Below are 17704 nucleotides of genomic sequence, written 5' to 3'. Positions count from 1 at the left end.
TGTCCGTCAGGACATATGCGCCAACACAGCCAACAGAAGAAGGGCCACGATGTTAGTGATCTTGATCGCCGGATTGACAGCCGGACCGGCTGTATCCTTATAGGGATCACCAACCGTATCGCCGGTCACCGATGCTTTATGCGCTTCCGACCCTTTCAGGTGCTTCACGCCGTCGGCATCGGTAAACCCGTCCTCGAAGCTCTTCTTGGCATTATCCCATGCGCCACCTCCGGACGTCATGGAAATCGCGACGAAGAGGCCATTGACGATAACGCCGAGAAGCGATGCACCGAGCGCTGCAAAGGCTGCAGCCTTCGAGCCTGAGATAAGCAGCACGCCGAAATAGACCACAATCGGCGCCAGCACAGGCAGGAGCGACGGGATGATCATCTCGCGAATGGCCGCCCTGGTCAGAAGATCGACCGCACGGGCATAGTCCGGGCGCTCCTTGCCGGTCATGATGCCTGGCTTTTCACGGAACTGGCGGCGCACTTCCTGCACGACCGCGCCTCCGGCCCGGCCCACGGCGGTCATCGCCATGCCACCGAACAGATAAGGGATCAGGCCGCCAAAGATCAGCCCCGCAACCACATAAGGGTTGGAGAGATCGAAGGAAACCGGCCCCATATCGGCGAAATAAGGATAGGTCTGTCCGTTGGCGGCAAAGTAGGCCAGATCGTTGGAATAGGCCGCGAACAGCACCAGTGCGCCAAGCCCTGCCGAACCGATAGCATAGCCCTTCGTGACGGCCTTGGTAGTGTTGCCAACGGCATCGAGCGCATCGGTGGCCTTGCGGACTTCCGGGTCGAGACCGGCCATTTCCGCAATGCCACCCGCATTATCCGTGACCGGACCGAAGGCATCGAGCGCAACGATCATCCCGGCAATACCAAGCATGGCAGTGACGGCGATTGCCGTACCGAACAGACCAGCCAGCTGGTAGGTCGAAATAATACCGCCGACAATCACGATCGCTGGCAGAGCCGTGGATTCAAGCGAAACCGCCAGCCCCTGAATGACATTCGTGCCGTGCCCTGTTACCGAGGCCTGCGCGATGGAATTGACCGGACGTTTGTTGGTGCCGGTATAGTATTCTGTGATCACAACGATCAGACCGGTAACGATCAGACCGATCAGTCCGCAAATGAAGAGATTGGTGCCGGTAATGCTTTTACCAGCCACAGTACCGATTTCACCCCAGCCAACGGTCAGCGTATTGGCAATAGCAAGACCAACGATGGAAAGCAGGCCCGTCGCTATCAGCCCCTTATAGAGGGCACCCATGATGGAGCCATTGACGCCGAGCTTGACGAAAAATGTGCCCACGATTGACGTGATGACACAGGCGCCGCAGATCATCAGCGGATAGAGCATGACGCTCGAAAGAATGTCCGATCCGTTGAAGAAGATTGCGCCGAGAACCATGGTTGCGACGACTGTCACCGCGTAGGTTTCGAAAAGGTCGGCAGCCATGCCTGCGCAATCGCCGACATTGTCGCCGACATTATCCGCAATGGTCGCTGGGTTGCGCGGATCATCCTCTGGAATACCGGCCTCGACCTTGCCGACAAGATCGCCGCCGACGTCAGCGCCCTTGGTGAAGATACCACCGCCAAGACGCGCGAAGATCGAGATCAGCGAAGCACCGAAGCCGAGCGACACCAGCGCATCGATAACCGTGCGGTCGGACGGCGAATAACCAAGCCAGACAGTGAGAATGAAATAGTAAACGGATACGCCGAGCAGCGCGAGCCCTGCCACCAGAAGGCCGGTAATGGCCCCTGACTTGAAGGCCAGCTCAAGCCCTCCGGCGAGGCTGAGTGAAGCTGCCTGGGCGGTGCGCACATTGGCGCGAACCGAAACGTGCATTCCGATAAAGCCGGTAACGCCCGACAGAACCGCGCCAATCAGGAAACCGATTGCGGCACTGATCGACAACAAATACCAGGCTGCCAGAAAGACCACGACGCCGACAATGGCAATCGTCGAATATTGTCTTGTGAGATAGGCTGAGGCACCCTCGCGGATGGCTTCAGCAATTTCCTGCATGCGCTGCGTCCCCTGATCGGCTGCAAGAACCGAACGGATCGCCCATATGGCGAAAAGAACGGAAACCACGCCGCAGGCAATGACGAGAACTAAGACTGCCACTCCCATTTGCATAAAGGCCAACTCCCATTGAGCTCGCGCTGGCTACCGTCAGACCGCGAGCCGCGATTGTCGGCAGGCACATGCGCAGGTTAGGCCCGAAAACCCCTCCCCGGACCCGATTGAGCGGCATGGAAGTGCCTGAAGCCAATGCAAGATACCGGGCTTCTTCGGTATATTCACGTCTGGAACTTACGCCTAAAGCGGATCGCGATCTTTCAGATTCGCTCTCAGCGCTTTATGTCTCTGATTTCAGGCCTGTCGTTCTCGCAAAACTGCTACGCACTTTTGCGCGACATGCCTGAGAAATCAATCAATTGGCGCGATTCCTTGCATTTCAGCATTCTCAATGCCGCGTACCCAACATGCGAAACGGTTTAACAAACGTCAAGTCGTTCTTTGCCAGCGTACAATGAAAGAAGGGCTGCGATTTCTCACAGCCCTTTTTTCATGATTATTGTCAGGGAAGCCGGATCAGCGCGGTTTCACACCGCGGCTCTCGCCACGAATGACGAATGCCAGGCGATCAAGTACGGCATTGACCAGCTTCGGCTCGTCTTCTGTGTAGAAAGCCTTGGCGATATCAACATATTCCGACACGATAACAGCCGTCGGCACGTCTTTGCGTGTCTGCAATTCCCAGGCGCCAGCACGGAGAATGGCGCGCAGGGTCGAATCGAGACGCGACAGCGGCCAGTCTTCCGTCAGCGCCTGATGGATCATCGGATCGAGCTTCAGCTGTTCATCGACGACACCAGCCACGATTGCGCGGAACCATTGCGGATCGGCATCAAGATACTGCGTGCCATCCACTTCCTTGCCGAGACGGAAAGCTTCGTACTCAGCCACCACTTCCAGAACACCTGTTCCGGCAACATCCATCTGATAAAGCGCCTGGACTGCAGCAAGACGGGCAACACCGCGCTTGTTCGCCGTGCGTGGGAGATTGGGGGTTGGGCGGCCTTCGGTAGAAGAATTCATAATGATCAGACTCCGAACTTCTTGCGCAGGTCGATCATGGTCAGCGCAGCGCGGGCGGCAAAACCGCCCTTGTCCTTGTCTTCACGGCGGGCGCGTACCCATGCCTGCTCTTCGTTTTCGACCGTCAGAATGCCGTTGCCGATGGCGATGCTTTCCTCGACCGAAAGATCGGTGAGTGCGCGGCAGGATTCATTGGACACGATATCAAAATGATAGGTTTCGCCACGGATAACCGTACCAAGCGCAACAAAGCCATCATATTCCTTGCCGCCATTGTCTTCACCATCGAGTGCGAAAGAAATGACCGCCGGAACTTCCAGCGCGCCAGGCACCGTCACCACGTCGTAGGTGGCCCCTGCCTCATCCAAGGCTGCCTTTGCGCCATCCAGAAGCGCGTCGGCGAGATCATCGTAGAAACGCGCTTCAACAATAAGCAAATGCGGCGCATGCGCCTCGTGCTTGGACATGAGAGACTCCATGACAAATCTTGCGGACCGCAACGATTGCGGTCAACGCTTAAAATCGGGATATGCTTTTACAGCCTGGGAATTTAGGCTGTAAGCCTATTTCTGATATTGCGCAAGCCTTGCTGCGTAACGTGCCAGCTGGTCGATCTCGATATTCACCTTGTCGCCTGCTTTCCGCTCGCCCCAGGTCGTGACTTCAAGCGAGTGGCGGATCAGAAGCACATCGAACTCGTTGCCATTGACGCCATTAACCGTCAGCGAGGTTCCATCGAGAGCGACCGAACCCTTCTGGGCGATAAACGGGGCCAGTTCTTCCGGCGCACGCAGGGTGAAGCGCACTGCATCGCCTTCTTCCTTGCGCTCGACGATTTCAGCCTGCCCATCGACATGGCCGGAAACGAGGTGGCCGCCCATTTCGTCGCCAAGTTTCAGAGAACGTTCCAGATTGATGTTCCGTCCGCTCTGCCATTTGGAGATTGTGGTCAGGCGCAGCGCTTCTTCCCATGCCTCGACCTCGAACCAGCGGGCATTCGTGCCTTTTTCTGGCAGCGCCACCACTGTGAGGCAGACGCCTGAACAGGCAATCGATGCACCAAGCTCAATCGTTTCGGGATCATAGGCAGTTTCAATGCGCAGAAGAACGCCTTCATTCAGCGGCTTGATCCGGTCAACCTTGCCGATATCGGTAATAATGCCTGTAAACATCAAGTCTCCTTCGTGCCTGATCCAAAATTCGCCATGTCTTGGCTCGCAAATAGCGGTTTCCTGCGCTTCCGGCGCTCATGTACTTAAGTACACTGCGCTCCGGTTCTCGAAAACCACCATTTTTGCTGCGACCTGACGCTTTTACATTCTGGCACTTACATATTCCGCATAGGCATCGTCGCCGTAGCGAGCCTGCCTTAAGATTTTGAACTTGTCTGCGATATGGGTTTCAAGCCCGTCCACGGCAACCCCAAGTTCTGAGCCGATTTCAACCGGCGAACGGAAGATGGCAAGCCGGTCCACCAGCCCCTCGTCCAGAAAGCTCTTCGCAACACCTGCTCCGCCTTCAACGAGAACCGAGGAAATGCCTTGCGCAGCGAGATCGTCCATCAGTTCGGGCAGAGCGATGCGGCAATCATAAGCTTCGGTCGCGAGAATCCGGCAACCGGCCGCCTGCAACTCGTAGCGCCGCTCCGGCAACGCTTCTTCACCACAGGCGATCCATAAGGGCTGGGCATCAGCGGTCTGTACAAGTTTCGAGGAAAGCGGCAAACGCAATCCGGTATCGAGCACCACCCGAACAGGCGAACGCTGTTCCAGCCCCGGCAGGCGGCAGTTCAACACCGGATCGTCGGCCAGGGCGGTTTCGATGCCAATCAGGATAATATCGGTCTGGGCCCGCAGGATATGCGACTGGGCGCGCGCAACCGACCCCGTTATTGCAAGCTGTCCCTCGCCCCGACGGCCGATCATGCCATCGGCAGAAAGTGCAAGTTTCAGAATCACTTCCGGGCGCTTCTTCGCAGATCGATTCAGATAGCCCGCAAGATCATCGGCAGCCTGTTCGGCAAGAATGCCTGGCACAACCTCAATCCCTGCCTCGCGCAGAATGGCAAAGCCTCTTCCGCTGACCCGTTCGTCCGGATCGGTCGCGGCAACCACGACACGCGCCACACCCGCCCGCACCAGCGCTTCCGCGCAAGGCGGTGTGCGTCCGTGATGCGCACAAGGTTCCAGCGTCACATAAGCCGTCGCGCCACGCGCCGCTTCTCCCGCGTCTGCAAGCGCCTGCGGCTCGGCATGAGGCCTGCCGCCAATTGCAGTCACGCCACGTCCGACGATGACGCCATCCTTGACGATGATCGTGCCGACGGACGGATTGGTTCCCGTCAGCCCCTTGTGACGCCGTGCATAACGGATCGTCGCTTCCATGAAGCGGACGTCATCCGCAGTTGCATTCGAAGGCGGAAATTTGCTGCCACTCATGCCTAAACGTCCAGATCGTCCTCGGTTTCAGCAACTGTCAGTTCATCAATGACATTGTGGAAATCGACGGCCTTGCTGAAATTGCGATAGACCGAAGCAAAGCGGATATAGGCGATATCATCGATGCCTTTCAGCGCATCCATGGCCAGCCGCCCGATTTCGTCGGACGTCACCTCCGCCTCACCCGAACTTTCAAGCTGGCGGACAATGCCGGAAATGGCGCGTTCCACCCGGTCATTATCGACGTCGCGCTTGCGTAGCGCCACTTCGATAGACCGCGTAAGCTTGTCGCGATCGAAAGGAACTCGGCGCCCGCTTTTCTTCACAACCATCAGGTCACGCAACTGTACGCGCTCAAAGGTCGTGAAACGGCCTCCACACACCGAACAGACACGACGCCGGCGAATGACCGCACCGTCTTCCGCCGGACGGGAATCCTTCACTTGCGTATCTTCAGACTGGCAATAGGGACAACGCATGGAACACTTTCGATTTCAATATCGGCAATTTCAATATCGGCAGCTTTAGCACTGGCGACGAACAGCTCATATGTGGGGACACCCCCGCCAAAAACTCAAGAGCTTTGCCATCGTCAACCGATTCCCGGCGATCATAGCCCATAAGCGGTAAGCTACCTACCAGATGCGACAATGAAAAAGCCCCGCTCAACAGAGTTGAACGGGGCTTCATCTCAATCATGGAAGCAGGCTTAACCCTGATAGCCATACATCGGGAAACGGTCGGTCAAGGCCATGACCTTTTCCTTCACGGCCTGTTCGACAGCGGCATTGCCTTCATCGGAATTGGCAGCCTTCAGACCATCCAGCACTTCGGCGATCAGCGAACCAATTTCCTTGAACTCGGTTACGCCGAAACCGCGCGTGGTGCCAGCAGGCGTGCCGAGGCGGACGCCGGACGTGACAAACGGCTTTTCAGGATCGAACGGAATACCGTTCTTGTTGCAGGTGATGTTGGCGCGGCCAAGAGCAGCCTCTGCACGCTTGCCGGTTGCGTTCTTCGGACGCAGATCGACCAGCATCAGATGGTTATCGGTGCCACCCGAGACGATGTCGAGGCCATTGGACTTCAGTTCTTCGGCGAGCGCGCGCGCATTGTCGACGACGTTCTTGGCATAAAGCTTGAACTCCGGCTTCAGCGCTTCGGCAAAAGCAACAGCCTTACCGGCGATGACGTGCATCAGCGGACCACCCTGAAGACCCGGGAACACAGCCGAATTGATCTTCTTGGCGATGTCGGCGTCGTTGGTGAGGATCATGCCACCGCGTGGTCCGCGAAGCGACTTGTGCGTCGTCGTGGTGCAGACATGCGCATGCGGAACCGGCGAAGGATGGACGCCACCGGCAACGAGACCGGCAATATGCGCCATATCGACCATGAGATAGGCACCGACTTCATCGGCGATCTCGCGGAAACGCTTCCAGTCCCAGACGCGCGAGTAAGCAGTACCGCCTGCGAGGATGAGCTTCGGCTTGTTCTCGCGTGCGAGGCGGGCAACTTCATCCATGTCGAGCAGATGGTCGTCCTTGCGAACGCCATAGGACACGACATTGAACCACTTGCCGGACATGTTGACCGGCGAGCCGTGGGTCAGGTGACCACCCGAATTGAGGTCGAGGCCCATGAACGTGTCGCCCGGCTGAAGAAGCGCAAGGAACACGGCCTGGTTCATCTGGCTGCCCGAGTTCGGCTGAACGTTGGCAAATTCGGCGCCGAAGAGCTTCTTGGCGCGTTCGATGGCCAGTTCTTCCACGACGTCGACATACTGGCAGCCGCCATAATAGCGCTTGCCCGGATAGCCTTCGGCATATTTGTTGGTGAGGATGGAACCCTGCGCTTCGAGAACAGCGCGCGAAACGATGTTTTCCGAGGCAATCAGCTCGATTTCATGGCGCTGACGACCGAGTTCGTTGCGGATTGCTCCGAAAATCTCGGAATCGCTGTCCTCGAGGCTTGCATTGAAGAAAACGTCGGACGACGCGTTCTTGGCGGCGGCGTTGGCTTGAGACATGTTTCACACCCTCCGGGTTAGCCGGTAAAAGCTATATGGATGAGGCGCATTATCACACTTGAATGCACAAGGCCAATGGTCGCAAAGCGAAAAGCTTATTCCAAAATGCGGCAAACCGATTTGATAAATGCCTTGCAACTAAAAAGCCGCCCGGAACGGGTCCGGACGGCTTTGGAAAATCAAACTCAAGATGAGAATCAGGTGTCGGTGCCAAGAGCGAGTTCGGTTGCGCCATCCATCTTGTAGATGTCGTCGCGGAACTGCACCACGCCGTCGCCGGTAGACCACGCAGTAATGTAAACAAAGTGCAGCGGAACCGGATCGGCGAGCTGGATCGGCGTGTTCGTGCCCGACTTGATCGTGCTTTCGATGTTCTGACGATCCCAGCCTGCGGTGTTCTTCAGCAGCCACACATCGAGGTCGCGCACGTTCTGGACGCGAACGCAGCCCGACGAGTCGAAACGCATGAGCTTGTTGAAATAGCTCTTCTGCGGCGTGTCGTGCATGTAAACGGCGTACTGGTTGTGGAAGTTGATCTTGGTCGAGGACATGGCGTTGATCTTGCCCGGATCCTGACGGAACATCAGCTTCACTGCATCGTCCGTATTCCAGTCGATGCTTTCCGGCGCCACTTCCTGACCGGACTGGTCGTAAAGGCGGATCTTGTTCTTCGCCAGATATTGCGGGTCCTTCCGCATCAGCGGAATGATATCCTTCTGGATGATCGACTTCGGCGCAGTCCAGTAAGGATTGAGAATGACTTCGTGAATCTTCGAATTGAGGATCGGCGTCTGGCGGTCGATCTTGCCGACAACTGCCGTATGGCGCTGCATGACGCTGCCGCCTTCAACGGCTTCGATACGCGCAGCCGGGATGTTGACCATCACGAAACGCTGTTCCTGCAGGCCCTGATTGGCGAGAGGCGAAAGACGCTGCAGATTGGTCTGGAGCTGGCCGAGGCGCGTATTCGCGTCCACATTCATGGCCGCATAGGTGAACTGTCCCATGACGCCGTCGGCCGGCAGACCATGACGGGACTGGAAGCGCTTCACGGCAGCATCGACATAGGTGTCGAAAGAACTGGAAAGCCCGGCTTCCTGTGGCAGATCGCCAGAAATCATGAGGCGCTTGCGCAGTGCCTGGACGGACGGATCGGTGACGCCGATCTGGAGTTTTGTATTACCCGGAACGCTCGGCCAGCCACCGCGGCCGGCAATGTCGGTATATTGAGCGATAGCGGTCTGGAGATTGCCAACCGTCTGCGGGCTCAAAACCGGCTGGTTGGTTGCGACCCGCTGGCCACCCGTCGCGCGGGCATCGAACTGGTCAGCCCAGTTGCCGCGACGCGACGATGAGATTACATCGGTCAGAGCTTGTTGAGCGTAAGCCGAGGAAACCATGGCGGAGGCTGCCACGGAAAGGCCGGCGGTTGCCGCGCCGCGCAGGAAACTGCGGCGGTCTACTCTTAAAGTATCGGCTGGTCTGTCGGTCTTGGTCATTTTGCTTAGTCCCAAAAGGCTAACCGCTCGCGCGGGATCTTCCCAGAGAATATCAGCAATAGGTCAACAAGGCGATATCCGGACTGCAGACGATGCAAAGCTGCTCGCTCATCCGAAATTCGATTTCGAGCCCATTCCTGACTGAAGGTGGCACAATATTGCCCGTGCCGCTCTAAAACGCTTATGTCGTTTTTTATGGCTTAATCATGTCGCATGGCCCGAATTTCAAGCCATGCGCCTTACGATTGGGAGCTTCACAGCGCCTTATTCTTCTCAATGGCAGCCTGTTGTGACAGTTCTGCAACAAAGCAGTCAGTCAGTTAACACCGACCCGCTTTCTTTAGAGCCGGTAAGCGATGCTGTCGTTCCAGAAACGGTCGAGACGCTGCAGCGACTTGTTCATCGCCGTGAATTCTTCGACCTGAATACCGCCAACCTGTTCGATCGAGGAGATATGGCGTTCGTAGAGCGAAGCCACCTGATCGGCAATAGCATTGCCCTTGTCCGTCAAGCTGACGCGCACCGAACGACGGTCAACGCGCGAGCGCTGATGATGAATGAAGCCCATTTCGACCAGCTTCTTCAGGTTGTACGAAACGTTCGAGCCGAGATAGTAACCGCGCGAGCGCAGTTCACCGGCGGTCAGTTCCGAATTGCCGATGTTGAAGAGCAGAAGCGCCTGCGTCGCATTGATGTCGCTCTGGCCATTGCGGTCGAACTCGTCCTTGACGACGTCGAGCAGGCGGCGATGCAGGCGCTCGACCAGCTGGAGCGCTTCCAGATAAAGCGAACGAAGTGCGGTTTCCGGTGTCGTGAGCGGAGCGGATATGTCCGTCTTGCGCTGTGCGTTGATCATTTCTTTTGCCTCTCTGTCGGAGCCGCATTCCATGAAACCATGATGCAGCTCTCTGTCCTGTTTTATGCGGTGTATTGTTTCTCACCGTGTCTTGAGAGGAATTTAGGGGAGATGCATAAAATTCGACTTAAAAGTCAGCCTTAACAGTAACTTACCGGACAGATTGACCATTCAGGCTTAATGTTTGCTTACTCCGCGCCATTTGCTGGACCGCGCCCGGATACATTGTTACAGCGCAAGAATGCCGGTTTTCCGGGCGTTAGAAAGGCCTGCTACATTAAACTTTCGTCATTTGAGAAGTGTCTGGATACCGGCTAAATACGAGCCATCTACAATCCATTGGAGGGACCATGGCGCTTCGTCTTGCACATTATTTCGTGGTCGGCGGGCTGTTAAGCTTTACCGGCTTTGTGAGTTTCGCTCATGCTGAACCGGTTACCGCAGCTCCGCAAATGACCATGTATAAAGATCCCTATTGCGGCTGCTGCGAGGGCTGGGCTGAACATATGAAAGCTGCTGGCTTCAATGTGACGGTTAAAGTCGAGGAAGCGATGGACACCGTAAAGACAAAGTATGGCGTTGGTGCCAATCTCGCCTCATGCCACACGGCAGTCGTCGATGGATATGTCATCGAGGGGCATGTTCCTGCCGGTGCAGTCAAGCGGCTGCTGGCCGAACGTCCGCAGGCAACGGGGCTGACTGCACCCGGCATGCCGATGGGATCGCCGGGCATGGAAATGCCGGGCAGCAAAGCCGATACCTATGATGTTCTGCTTTTCAAAGGCCAGATGACGAAGCCCTTTGCCCGCTATGAGGGTACGCAAGCGCTCTAGAAGCTAGATCGGCAGGCTCGCACGGGCCTGCCGTCTCTTTTCGAAGAAGAGCAGAATACGAAAAGCGATAAAAATGACGATGCAGGCCGCGTTGAACCCAACTGTCAGCGGCTTGTATTCGAAATGCCGGGAAAAAACGGAATAGATGGCGATTTCGCCGAGCGCTGCTACGAACCAGAGCACAGGCCCCCACGGTGCGCGCATCCACAGACCTGTCGCAGCAACGGGCATCAGAACGGCCAGAGCCACAACCGCAGTCTGCCAGGGCCACGGCATCAGATCGAAACGCCATAGAAGTCCCGGTTGAATACCGATCAGCCTGATCCAGTAGAAAACACCACTTGCCAGGGCCACCAGGGCGAGTATCCGAACGAACCATGTGAAGGCCCATTCGGTTCCGCTCGGCTGGGTATGCTGGCGCAGCTCGTTCATATGCATCAGCCGATCCTCACCACAAGGTCAGTTCCTTGTCACCCAGATTTGCAAAATAGACATTGACCTGTTCGGGCTTCACTTCGTCGAGCGTTGCGGGTTTCCAGTTCGGCGCACCGTCCTTGTCTATGAGCAATGCGCGAACGCCTTCATAGAAATCGTGCGCTTCCAGCATCCGGTTGGCAATGCGGTATTCCATGCGCATGCAATCATCGAGATCGAGCGGACGACCATCGGCAATCTGGCGGAAAGTAACCGCGACACTGGTTGGTGAACGCGTGGCGATCACCTTCACGATGTCCATTGCGGCCTTGCTGCCCGCTTCGGCTTCCTTTTCCAGCGAAGCCATGCAATCGGCAAGCGTTGCGCCGGAAAAGCATTCCGCAATGATCTGGCGCGTTTCAACAGCGGTTTCAAAATCGGGATACTGGCTGCGCGTCAGAGCCGCATCAATGTCGGCGGTTGCGATGATGTCGTCCCGCACATCCTGCAGATCACTTGCGGCGATGGCATGTGTCGCAATCCCGCTCTGCAGGCAATCGCCCCAGCGGATTCGGTTGCCGGTCAGCGCAAGATAATATCCGAAATTGTCGTGCAGATGCGGCAGGAAAGCGCTGCCACCCACATCCGGGAAGAATCCGATGCCGGTTTCCGGCATGGCAAACATGGTGTTTTCCGTCACGATGCGGTGCGAACCGTGAACGGAAATGCCCGCACCACCGCCCATGACGATCCCGTTGATCAGCGAGATATAGGGTTTTGGAAACCGGCCAATGCGCGCATTGAGCCGATATTCGTCGCGGAAGAATTCGTAAGCAGGTGTTCCGGCCTGACCGGCCTTGTAGGCGGCAACCACATCACCGCCTGCGCAGAATGCGCGCCCTTCGCCTTCGAGAATCACACAGGCCACTTCAGGATCGTCTTCCCAGGCCTGCAATGCGCGATCCAGCGCCAGAATCATTTTATGCGTGAGCGCATTGAGGGCCTCGGTCCGCGTAAGCTTCACAAGCCCCGCTTTTCCCTTGCGTTCAAAGCTGATTTCGCTGCCGCCGCCGAAGTCAATCTGCATATCATGTCTCCCGTTCCATCAAATGGGTAGAAAGTGAGACGCCCCGCGTCAATCCTGCACAGGTCAATGTTCTTGGTTTCATCACTTTTCCCATGATAAACGGTGCGCATCCGATATCAGCCTCCAAAATTTGGGAATTAAGGCTTCACTTCTCGGGATTATTCAAATGACCGACCGCCAATCCAAATATCTGCCCACCAATATCAGCCAGCATGTCGATGACGTTACCGGCAGCAGACGTCTGCGCCGTATGCGCAAGGCCGACTGGTCGCGCAGGCTGGTGCAGGAAACCCGGCTGACGGTCGATGATCTCATCCTGCCGTTCTTCCTGACCTATGGAACCGGTGTAGCAGAACCTGTGGAAGCAATGCCCGGTGTCGAACGCTATTCGGTCGACATGGCTGTTCGCATGGCGGAAAAAGCCGCCAGGCTCGGCATTCCCGCCATTGCCCCCTTCCCGCGCGAAAAGCTGGAAGTGAAGACTGAGGACGGCGCTTTCGTCGCAAGCCCGGACAATCTGATCAATCGCGCCGTGCGCGCAATCAAGAAGGAAGTGCCTGAAATCGGCATCATCACCGACGCGGCGCTCGATCCCTTCACCACGCATGGCCATGACGGCATTTTGCGGAACGGCGAGATCGTCAACGACGAATCGGTCGCCATGGTGGTTCGTGGTGCGCTTTCGCAAGCTGAAGCCGGTGCGGATATTATTGCTCCGTCCGATATGATGGACGGTCGCGTCGGCGCCGTGCGTCAGGCGCTGGATGAACATGGGTTCTGCCATCTGCCGATCATGTCTTATGCCACCAAATTCGCTTCCGCCTTTTATGGTCCTTATCGCGATGCCATCGGCACGCAGGGGCTGCTGAAGGGCGACAAGAAGACCTATTATCTCGACCCGGCCAATCCGGAAGAAGCCGTGCGCGAAGCCGAGCAGGATATTGCTGAAGGCGCAGATATGCTGATGGTCAAGCCGGGTTTGCCCTATCTCGACATCATCCATCGCCTGAAAAGCGAATTCCGCCTTCCCACCTATGCCTATCAGGTGTCGGGCGAATACGCGATGATCAAGGCCGCCGGGATCAATGGCTGGATTGACGAAGAAAAGGTGATGATGGAGAGCCTCATGGCGTTCAAGCGCGCCGGTTGCGACGGAATTCTTACTTACTTCGCAATCGAAGTGGCTGAAAAGCTTAAGCAACAGGGTTAAACGGCAAGTCCTTTCGGCAGGAAATCTTCAAATTTCCTTGAAACCGCCGGTTTTGGTTACCATGTTGATGACTGTTCCGCTGAGGTAGCGGGACAGCGCCGGTTGTCAAACTCCCCCGGACGCTTCCTTGGAAACGACTGGAAGGAAAAATGTCCGACCATATTCTGCACGGCGAAGTCATGGGCCCGCGTTATGAAAGCCGCGCATTCTTTGAAGGCGTGCGCACGCGCCGTATTATGGCTTTTCTTATCGATTACCTGATTGTCTTTCTGCTCTGCATCCCGGCAGCAATCGTCATTGCAATCCTCGGCATCATTACGCTCAGCCTTGGCTGGATGCTCTATGGCATCATGTTTCCAATGGTGGCGCTGTTTTACATTGCACGCACTCTGGGTGGACCGCAGCAGGCCACCAAAGGCATGCAGATGATGAACATCAAGCTCGTCCGGCTCGAAGGCGGCACGGTCGATCCGATGCTCGCAATCGTGCACACGGTTCTGTTCTGGGGTCTCAACGTGGTGCTGACACCGCTGATCCTGCTCGCTTCGCTGGTTCTCGACCGCAAGCGCACGGTGCATGATCTTCTGCTCGGCACGGCTGTGATCCGTTCAGATCGATAAACGCATAGAGTTGAATCGACGCATCGACCCCAAAGTCTATTCGGATTTTCGGGTCGATGCTTCAGATCAAAAAAATTCAGAGCCGGCTGCGCAAAATGCCTATTGACGTTTTGTGCCGTCGGCTCAATCTTTAGAGATAGTATCGTGATGGTTTTGCCAGAGCATTTCCAGCAAAAGTGCGAAGCGGTTTTGTGTAGGAAAACGCGTCAAAGCGAATAAGTTAAGCCATTTCGTGGATATTGAATGACCCATCAACCGCAACAGTCTCCGCAGTTCTTTCTGACAGCTCCGTCGCCTTGTCCCTATCTTGAGGGTCAGATGGAGCGAAAAGTCTTTACGCATCTGGTCGGCGACAAAGCGAACGAGATCAACGATCTTCTGACCCAAGGCGGCTTCCGCCGTTCCCAGAACATTGCCTATCGTCCGGCTTGCGAACTGTGCAGGGCCTGCATATCCGTTCGCATCCTTGCCGGAGAGTTCAAGATGACGCGCAACATGCGCCGCGTCTGGACGCAGAATAATGACCTGATCGGGCGCGTGCACAAAGCCCAGCCCAGCACCGAACAATATGCACTTTTTCGCGATTATCTCGACGCGCGTCACCGTTCAGGCGGCATGTCGGACATGACCGTCCTCGACTATGCGATGATGATCGAGGATACGCATGTGAACACGCAGATCATCGAATATCGCAAGCGCGGTCCGGAAAGCTTCATCAGCGCCAAGGGCGACGGTGAGCTGATCGCTGTAGCACTCACCGATGTAATGGCCGATGGCCTGTCTATGGTTTATTCGTTCTTCTCACCGCATATGCATGACCGGTCGCTTGGGACCTACATGATCCTCGATCATATCCAGCGCGCACACGCCGCCGGTCTGCCGCATGTCTATCTCGGCTATTGGGTCGAGGGATCACGCAAGATGCAATACAAGATCCGCTTTACCCCGCAGGAGCATCTGGGCCCCCGCGGCTGGCAACGGTTTGAGGGTTAGACATAAAAAGCGGCGAAAGCCGCTTTTTTATTGATCCGTTTGCGCAGTGTCTGAATCAAAAAGCGGCAGGCCGTGGTGAAAATGGTGATTTCGAGAACCGGAGCGCAGCGTACATAAAGGTACGTGAGCACCGGAAGCACAGAAATTGCCATTTTAGACCGGCATGGCGACTTTTAGATCAGACACTTAGAACTTGCCTGAACGCGGAAACCCCTTCGGCACCAGACGGCCCGCAGAGGCGCGTGCGCCGATCCACTCGACAAGCTCTTCCTTGTTGCGATTGAAGGTGCGCTCTGCCGAATCCTGCCAGGAAAGCCCCTCGGCAAGTGCAAAGGTGCGAACGTCGGAAACACCGCCATCCTTGTATTTTTGCAGGCGCACGCCCTTGCCGCGTGTCATTTCCGGAATGTCGGAAAGCGGGAAGACCACCATCTTGCGGTTCTCGCCAACGACAGCGATATGATCGCCGGAAACGCGCTGGCAAAGCTTCGCCTCGTCCGGCGCCTTGACGTTCATCACCTGCTTACCCTTGCGGGTGTTGGCGACCGCTTCGTTTTCCGGAACGATGAAACCGTTACCTTCATGGCTGACGAGCAGCAGTTTCGCGGATGGATCATGCACGAAGGCCGTCAAGATATCCTGATCGTTTTCCATATCGACAAGGATGCGGATCGGCTCGCCATGGCCGCGACCGCCAGGCAGCGTGTTTGCGCCGATGGTGAAGAACTTGCCGCCCGTCGTGAAGAACAGAAGCTTGTCCGTCGTCTCGGCATGGAAAGCGAGCTTGAGCTTGTCGCCTTCCTTGAAGGCGAGCGTCGAGAAATCGGCCAGATGCCCCTTCATCGCGCGCAGCCAGCCCTTTTCCGAAACCACGATCGTGACCGGCTCACGCTCGATCATCGCCTGATGAATATCTTCCAGATCATGGGTCGGCGCATCGGCAAAGGTCGTGCGACGCGCGCCGAGCTTGGTCTTCGGACCAAACTTTTCGCGCACCGACTTGATTTCGGCGCTGATCTTCTTCCACTGGCGTGTACCCGAAGCGAGCAACCCTTCGAGATCGGTCTTCTCGACGGTGAGATCGTCGAACTCCTTGCGGATTTCGAATTCCTCGAGCTTGCGCAACGAACGCAGGCGCATATTGAGGATCGACTCGGCCTGAACGTCGGTCAGCTCGAAAGTCCGCATCAGGTCCTGCTTCGGCTCATCCTCCTCGCGGATGATGCGGATCACTTCATCCAGATTAAGATAGGCGATCAGGAAGCCGCCAAGGATTTCCAGGCGTCTTTCGATTTCCGCCAGACGGAATTGCGAACGGCGGACAAGCACTTCCTTGCGGTGGTCGAGCCACTCGCGCAGAACGCTGCCCAACGACAGAACATTCGGCACCTTGCCATGTGACAGCACGTTCATGTTCAGCGAAACGCGGCTTTCCAGCTCGGTCAGCTTGAAAAGCGATTCCATCAGCAGTTCAGGATCGACCGTCCTGTTCTTCGGCTCCAGAACGATACGGATGTCTTCCGCCGACTCGTCACGAATGTCGTCGAGCAATGGCAGCTTCTTTGCCAGCAGCAGCTCGGCAATCTTTTCGATCAGGCGCGATTTCTGAACCTGATAGGGAATTTCGGTGACGACGATCACCCAGGTGCCGCGATTGCCCTCTTCCTTCTCCCAGCGCGCACGGACGCGAAATGCGCCGCGGCCCGTGCGATAGGCTTCCAGGATATTGCCATGCTCTTCGACAAGGATGCCGCCGGTCGGGAAATCCGGGCCACGCACCTTGCACTTCAACAGAGCAGCCGGGTCGGTCTCGGCTTCGCGCTTCAGTTCTTCCCATTGCTCCGGCGAGGTAACGAGTTCCTCAACCGGCGCGTCAGGATGATTGATGATATAGAGCGCCGACGAGCAAAGCTCCGCCACATTATGCGGCGGAATATTGGTCGCCATGCCGACCGCAATGCCCGCCGAACCGTTTGCAAGCAGGTTCGGGAAAGCGCCCGGCAGAACGATCGGCTCTTCGTCCTCTTCATTATAGGTCGGGCGGAAATCGATGGCGTTTTCGTTGATGCCTTCCAGCAGCAACGTCGCCACTTCCGTCATACGCGCTTCGGTGTAACGCATGGCAGCCGCGTTATCGCCGTCGATATTGCCGAAGTTGCCCTGCCCGTCCACGAGCGGATAACGCACCGCGAAATCCTGCGCCAGACGCACCAGCGCATCGTAGATCGACGCATCGCCATGCGGATGGAACTTACCCATCACATCACCGACGATACGGGCGCATTTTGCATAGGCCTGATCGGGATTGAGACGCAGCAGACGCATGGCGTGCATGATGCGACGATGCACCGGCTTCAAGCCGTCGCGCACGTCCGGCAGCGCACGATGCATGATCGTCGACAGCGCATAAGCGAGGTAACGTTCCTCGAGAGCCGATTTGAGATCGACCCGTTCGATGTGTTCTTCGCCGTCATCCGGCGGAATCAGACTTTTTCCCATGTCTCTCAGTACCAACTGCGCGATTCGCCAGCAAGAGTTCAGGAGAACCAATCCAGTACATTAGTGTGTAATAGTCGCAATCCTGCCGCCATTTGTG

The 17704-nt window shown here is 56.6% G+C and carries 16 protein-coding genes; 4 read left to right on the top strand and 12 right to left on the bottom strand.

What is annotated here, in order from left to right:
* Nucleotides 1–6: 6 nt before the first annotated feature.
* The 9 genes from CES86_RS16630 to ldtR all read right to left on the bottom strand — a co-directional run bounded on the left by CES86_RS16630 (nucleotide 7) and on the right by ldtR (nucleotide 9951).
* Nucleotides 7–2163: a sodium-translocating pyrophosphatase gene (locus CES86_RS16630; RefSeq protein ID WP_010661096.1), complete on the bottom strand. Its 2157-nt coding sequence runs from the start codon at nucleotides 2161–2163 to the stop codon at nucleotides 7–9.
* Nucleotides 2164–2622: 459 nt separating this feature from the next.
* Entirely contained in the window at nucleotides 2623–3129 is a 507-nt protein-coding gene (gene nusB, locus CES86_RS16620; protein ID WP_010661094.1) for a transcription antitermination factor NusB, read from the bottom strand.
* A gap of 5 nt (nucleotides 3130–3134) precedes the next feature.
* Nucleotides 3135–3596, bottom strand: coding sequence for a 6,7-dimethyl-8-ribityllumazine synthase (locus CES86_RS16615; RefSeq protein ID WP_010661093.1), 462 nt, complete (start codon nucleotides 3594–3596; stop codon nucleotides 3135–3137).
* A gap of 96 nt (nucleotides 3597–3692) precedes the next feature.
* On the bottom strand, nucleotides 3693–4301 hold the full coding sequence (locus CES86_RS16610; protein ID WP_010661092.1) for a riboflavin synthase: 609 nt from the start codon (nucleotides 4299–4301) through the stop codon (nucleotides 3693–3695).
* A gap of 141 nt (nucleotides 4302–4442) precedes the next feature.
* Nucleotides 4443–5567 carry a bifunctional diaminohydroxyphosphoribosylaminopyrimidine deaminase/5-amino-6-(5-phosphoribosylamino)uracil reductase RibD gene (gene ribD, locus CES86_RS16605; RefSeq protein WP_094514924.1) on the bottom strand — a complete coding sequence of 375 codons (1125 nt, stop codon included), beginning with the start codon at nucleotides 5565–5567 and terminating at the stop codon, nucleotides 4443–4445.
* Nucleotides 5568–5569: 2 nt separating this feature from the next.
* Complete coding sequence (nrdR, locus tag CES86_RS16600) at nucleotides 5570–6046, bottom strand: transcriptional regulator NrdR (protein ID WP_010661090.1); 477 nt, start codon at nucleotides 6044–6046, stop codon at nucleotides 5570–5572.
* Between the two features lie 230 nt (nucleotides 6047–6276).
* Nucleotides 6277–7596 carry a serine hydroxymethyltransferase gene (gene glyA / locus CES86_RS16595; RefSeq protein ID WP_094514922.1) on the bottom strand — a complete coding sequence of 440 codons (1320 nt, stop codon included), beginning with the start codon at nucleotides 7594–7596 and terminating at the stop codon, nucleotides 6277–6279.
* 197 nt (nucleotides 7597–7793) lie between these two features.
* Complete coding sequence (locus CES86_RS16590; protein WP_010661088.1) at nucleotides 7794–9095, bottom strand: L,D-transpeptidase family protein; 1302 nt, start codon at nucleotides 9093–9095, stop codon at nucleotides 7794–7796.
* Nucleotides 9096–9435: 340 nt separating this feature from the next.
* Nucleotides 9436–9951, bottom strand: coding sequence for a transcriptional regulator LdtR (gene ldtR / locus CES86_RS16585; RefSeq protein WP_010661087.1), 516 nt, complete (start codon nucleotides 9949–9951; stop codon nucleotides 9436–9438).
* Nucleotides 9952–10301: 350 nt separating this feature from the next.
* Between ldtR and CES86_RS16580 the strand changes: the two genes are divergently transcribed.
* Nucleotides 10302–10784: a DUF411 domain-containing protein gene (locus CES86_RS16580; RefSeq protein WP_094514921.1), complete on the top strand. Its 483-nt coding sequence runs from the start codon at nucleotides 10302–10304 to the stop codon at nucleotides 10782–10784.
* Nucleotides 10785–10787: 3 nt separating this feature from the next.
* Here the strand turns inward: CES86_RS16580 and CES86_RS16575 are convergent, their stop codons facing one another.
* Nucleotides 10788–11222 carry a DUF6163 family protein gene (locus CES86_RS16575; RefSeq protein ID WP_012092343.1) on the bottom strand — a complete coding sequence of 145 codons (435 nt, stop codon included), beginning with the start codon at nucleotides 11220–11222 and terminating at the stop codon, nucleotides 10788–10790.
* A gap of 10 nt (nucleotides 11223–11232) precedes the next feature.
* Nucleotides 11233–12285, bottom strand: coding sequence for an enoyl-CoA hydratase/isomerase family protein (locus CES86_RS16570; protein WP_029925130.1), 1053 nt, complete (start codon nucleotides 12283–12285; stop codon nucleotides 11233–11235).
* A 166-nt stretch (nucleotides 12286–12451) separates the two neighbouring features.
* Here CES86_RS16570 and hemB point away from each other — a divergent pair, with 166 nt between their 5' ends.
* The 3 genes from hemB to CES86_RS16555 all read left to right on the top strand — a co-directional run bounded on the left by hemB (nucleotide 12452) and on the right by CES86_RS16555 (nucleotide 15108).
* Nucleotides 12452–13495: a porphobilinogen synthase gene (gene hemB, locus CES86_RS16565; RefSeq protein ID WP_012092345.1), complete on the top strand. Its 1044-nt coding sequence runs from the start codon at nucleotides 12452–12454 to the stop codon at nucleotides 13493–13495.
* Between the two features lie 149 nt (nucleotides 13496–13644).
* The gene (locus CES86_RS16560) at nucleotides 13645–14115 is read left to right on the top strand and encodes an RDD family protein (protein ID WP_010661082.1); all 471 of its coding nucleotides are present in this window, start codon (nucleotides 13645–13647) and stop codon (nucleotides 14113–14115) included.
* Nucleotides 14116–14358: 243 nt separating this feature from the next.
* Nucleotides 14359–15108, top strand: a complete 750-nt coding sequence (locus tag CES86_RS16555; RefSeq protein ID WP_012092346.1) for an arginyltransferase — start codon at nucleotides 14359–14361, stop codon at nucleotides 15106–15108.
* 186 nt (nucleotides 15109–15294) lie between these two features.
* Here the strand turns inward: CES86_RS16555 and CES86_RS16550 are convergent, their stop codons facing one another.
* On the bottom strand, nucleotides 15295–17607 hold the full coding sequence (locus CES86_RS16550; protein ID WP_010661080.1) for a DNA topoisomerase IV subunit A: 2313 nt from the start codon (nucleotides 17605–17607) through the stop codon (nucleotides 15295–15297).
* Nucleotides 17608–17704: the final 97 nt, after the last annotated feature.

The organism is Brucella lupini (genome assembly GCF_002252535.1).
In the GTDB taxonomy this organism is placed as follows: Bacteria; Pseudomonadota; Alphaproteobacteria; order Rhizobiales; family Rhizobiaceae; genus Brucella; species Brucella anthropi.
This window is presented reverse-complemented; position numbering and strand designations above follow the sequence as displayed.

Excerpts from the sequence above, each read along its gene's own strand:
- CES86_RS16630 (WP_010661096.1), bottom strand. The coding sequence starts at position 2,163 with ATGCAAATGGGAGTGGCAGTCTTAGTTCTCGTCATTGCCTGCGGCGTG.
- nusB (WP_010661094.1), bottom strand. The coding sequence starts at position 3,129 with ATGAATTCTTCTACCGAAGGCCGCCCAACCCCCAATCTCCCACGCACG.
- CES86_RS16615 (WP_010661093.1), bottom strand. The coding sequence starts at position 3,596 with ATGTCCAAGCACGAGGCGCATGCGCCGCATTTGCTTATTGTTGAAGCG.
- CES86_RS16610 (WP_010661092.1), bottom strand. The coding sequence starts at position 4,301 with ATGTTTACAGGCATTATTACCGATATCGGCAAGGTTGACCGGATCAAG.
- ribD (WP_094514924.1), bottom strand. The coding sequence starts at position 5,567 with ATGAGTGGCAGCAAATTTCCGCCTTCGAATGCAACTGCGGATGACGTC.
- nrdR (WP_010661090.1), bottom strand. The coding sequence starts at position 6,046 with ATGCGTTGTCCCTATTGCCAGTCTGAAGATACGCAAGTGAAGGATTCC.
- glyA (WP_094514922.1), bottom strand. The coding sequence starts at position 7,596 with ATGTCTCAAGCCAACGCCGCCGCCAAGAACGCGTCGTCCGACGTTTTC.
- CES86_RS16590 (WP_010661088.1), bottom strand. The coding sequence starts at position 9,095 with ATGACCAAGACCGACAGACCAGCCGATACTTTAAGAGTAGACCGCCGC.
- ldtR (WP_010661087.1), bottom strand. The coding sequence starts at position 9,951 with ATGATCAACGCACAGCGCAAGACGGACATATCCGCTCCGCTCACGACA.
- CES86_RS16580 (WP_094514921.1), top strand. The coding sequence starts at position 10,302 with ATGGCGCTTCGTCTTGCACATTATTTCGTGGTCGGCGGGCTGTTAAGC.
- CES86_RS16575 (WP_012092343.1), bottom strand. The coding sequence starts at position 11,222 with ATGCATATGAACGAGCTGCGCCAGCATACCCAGCCGAGCGGAACCGAA.
- CES86_RS16570 (WP_029925130.1), bottom strand. The coding sequence starts at position 12,285 with ATGCAGATTGACTTCGGCGGCGGCAGCGAAATCAGCTTTGAACGCAAG.
- hemB (WP_012092345.1), top strand. The coding sequence starts at position 12,452 with ATGACCGACCGCCAATCCAAATATCTGCCCACCAATATCAGCCAGCAT.
- CES86_RS16560 (WP_010661082.1), top strand. The coding sequence starts at position 13,645 with ATGTCCGACCATATTCTGCACGGCGAAGTCATGGGCCCGCGTTATGAA.
- CES86_RS16555 (WP_012092346.1), top strand. The coding sequence starts at position 14,359 with ATGACCCATCAACCGCAACAGTCTCCGCAGTTCTTTCTGACAGCTCCG.
- CES86_RS16550 (WP_010661080.1), bottom strand. The coding sequence starts at position 17,607 with ATGGGAAAAAGTCTGATTCCGCCGGATGACGGCGAAGAACACATCGAA.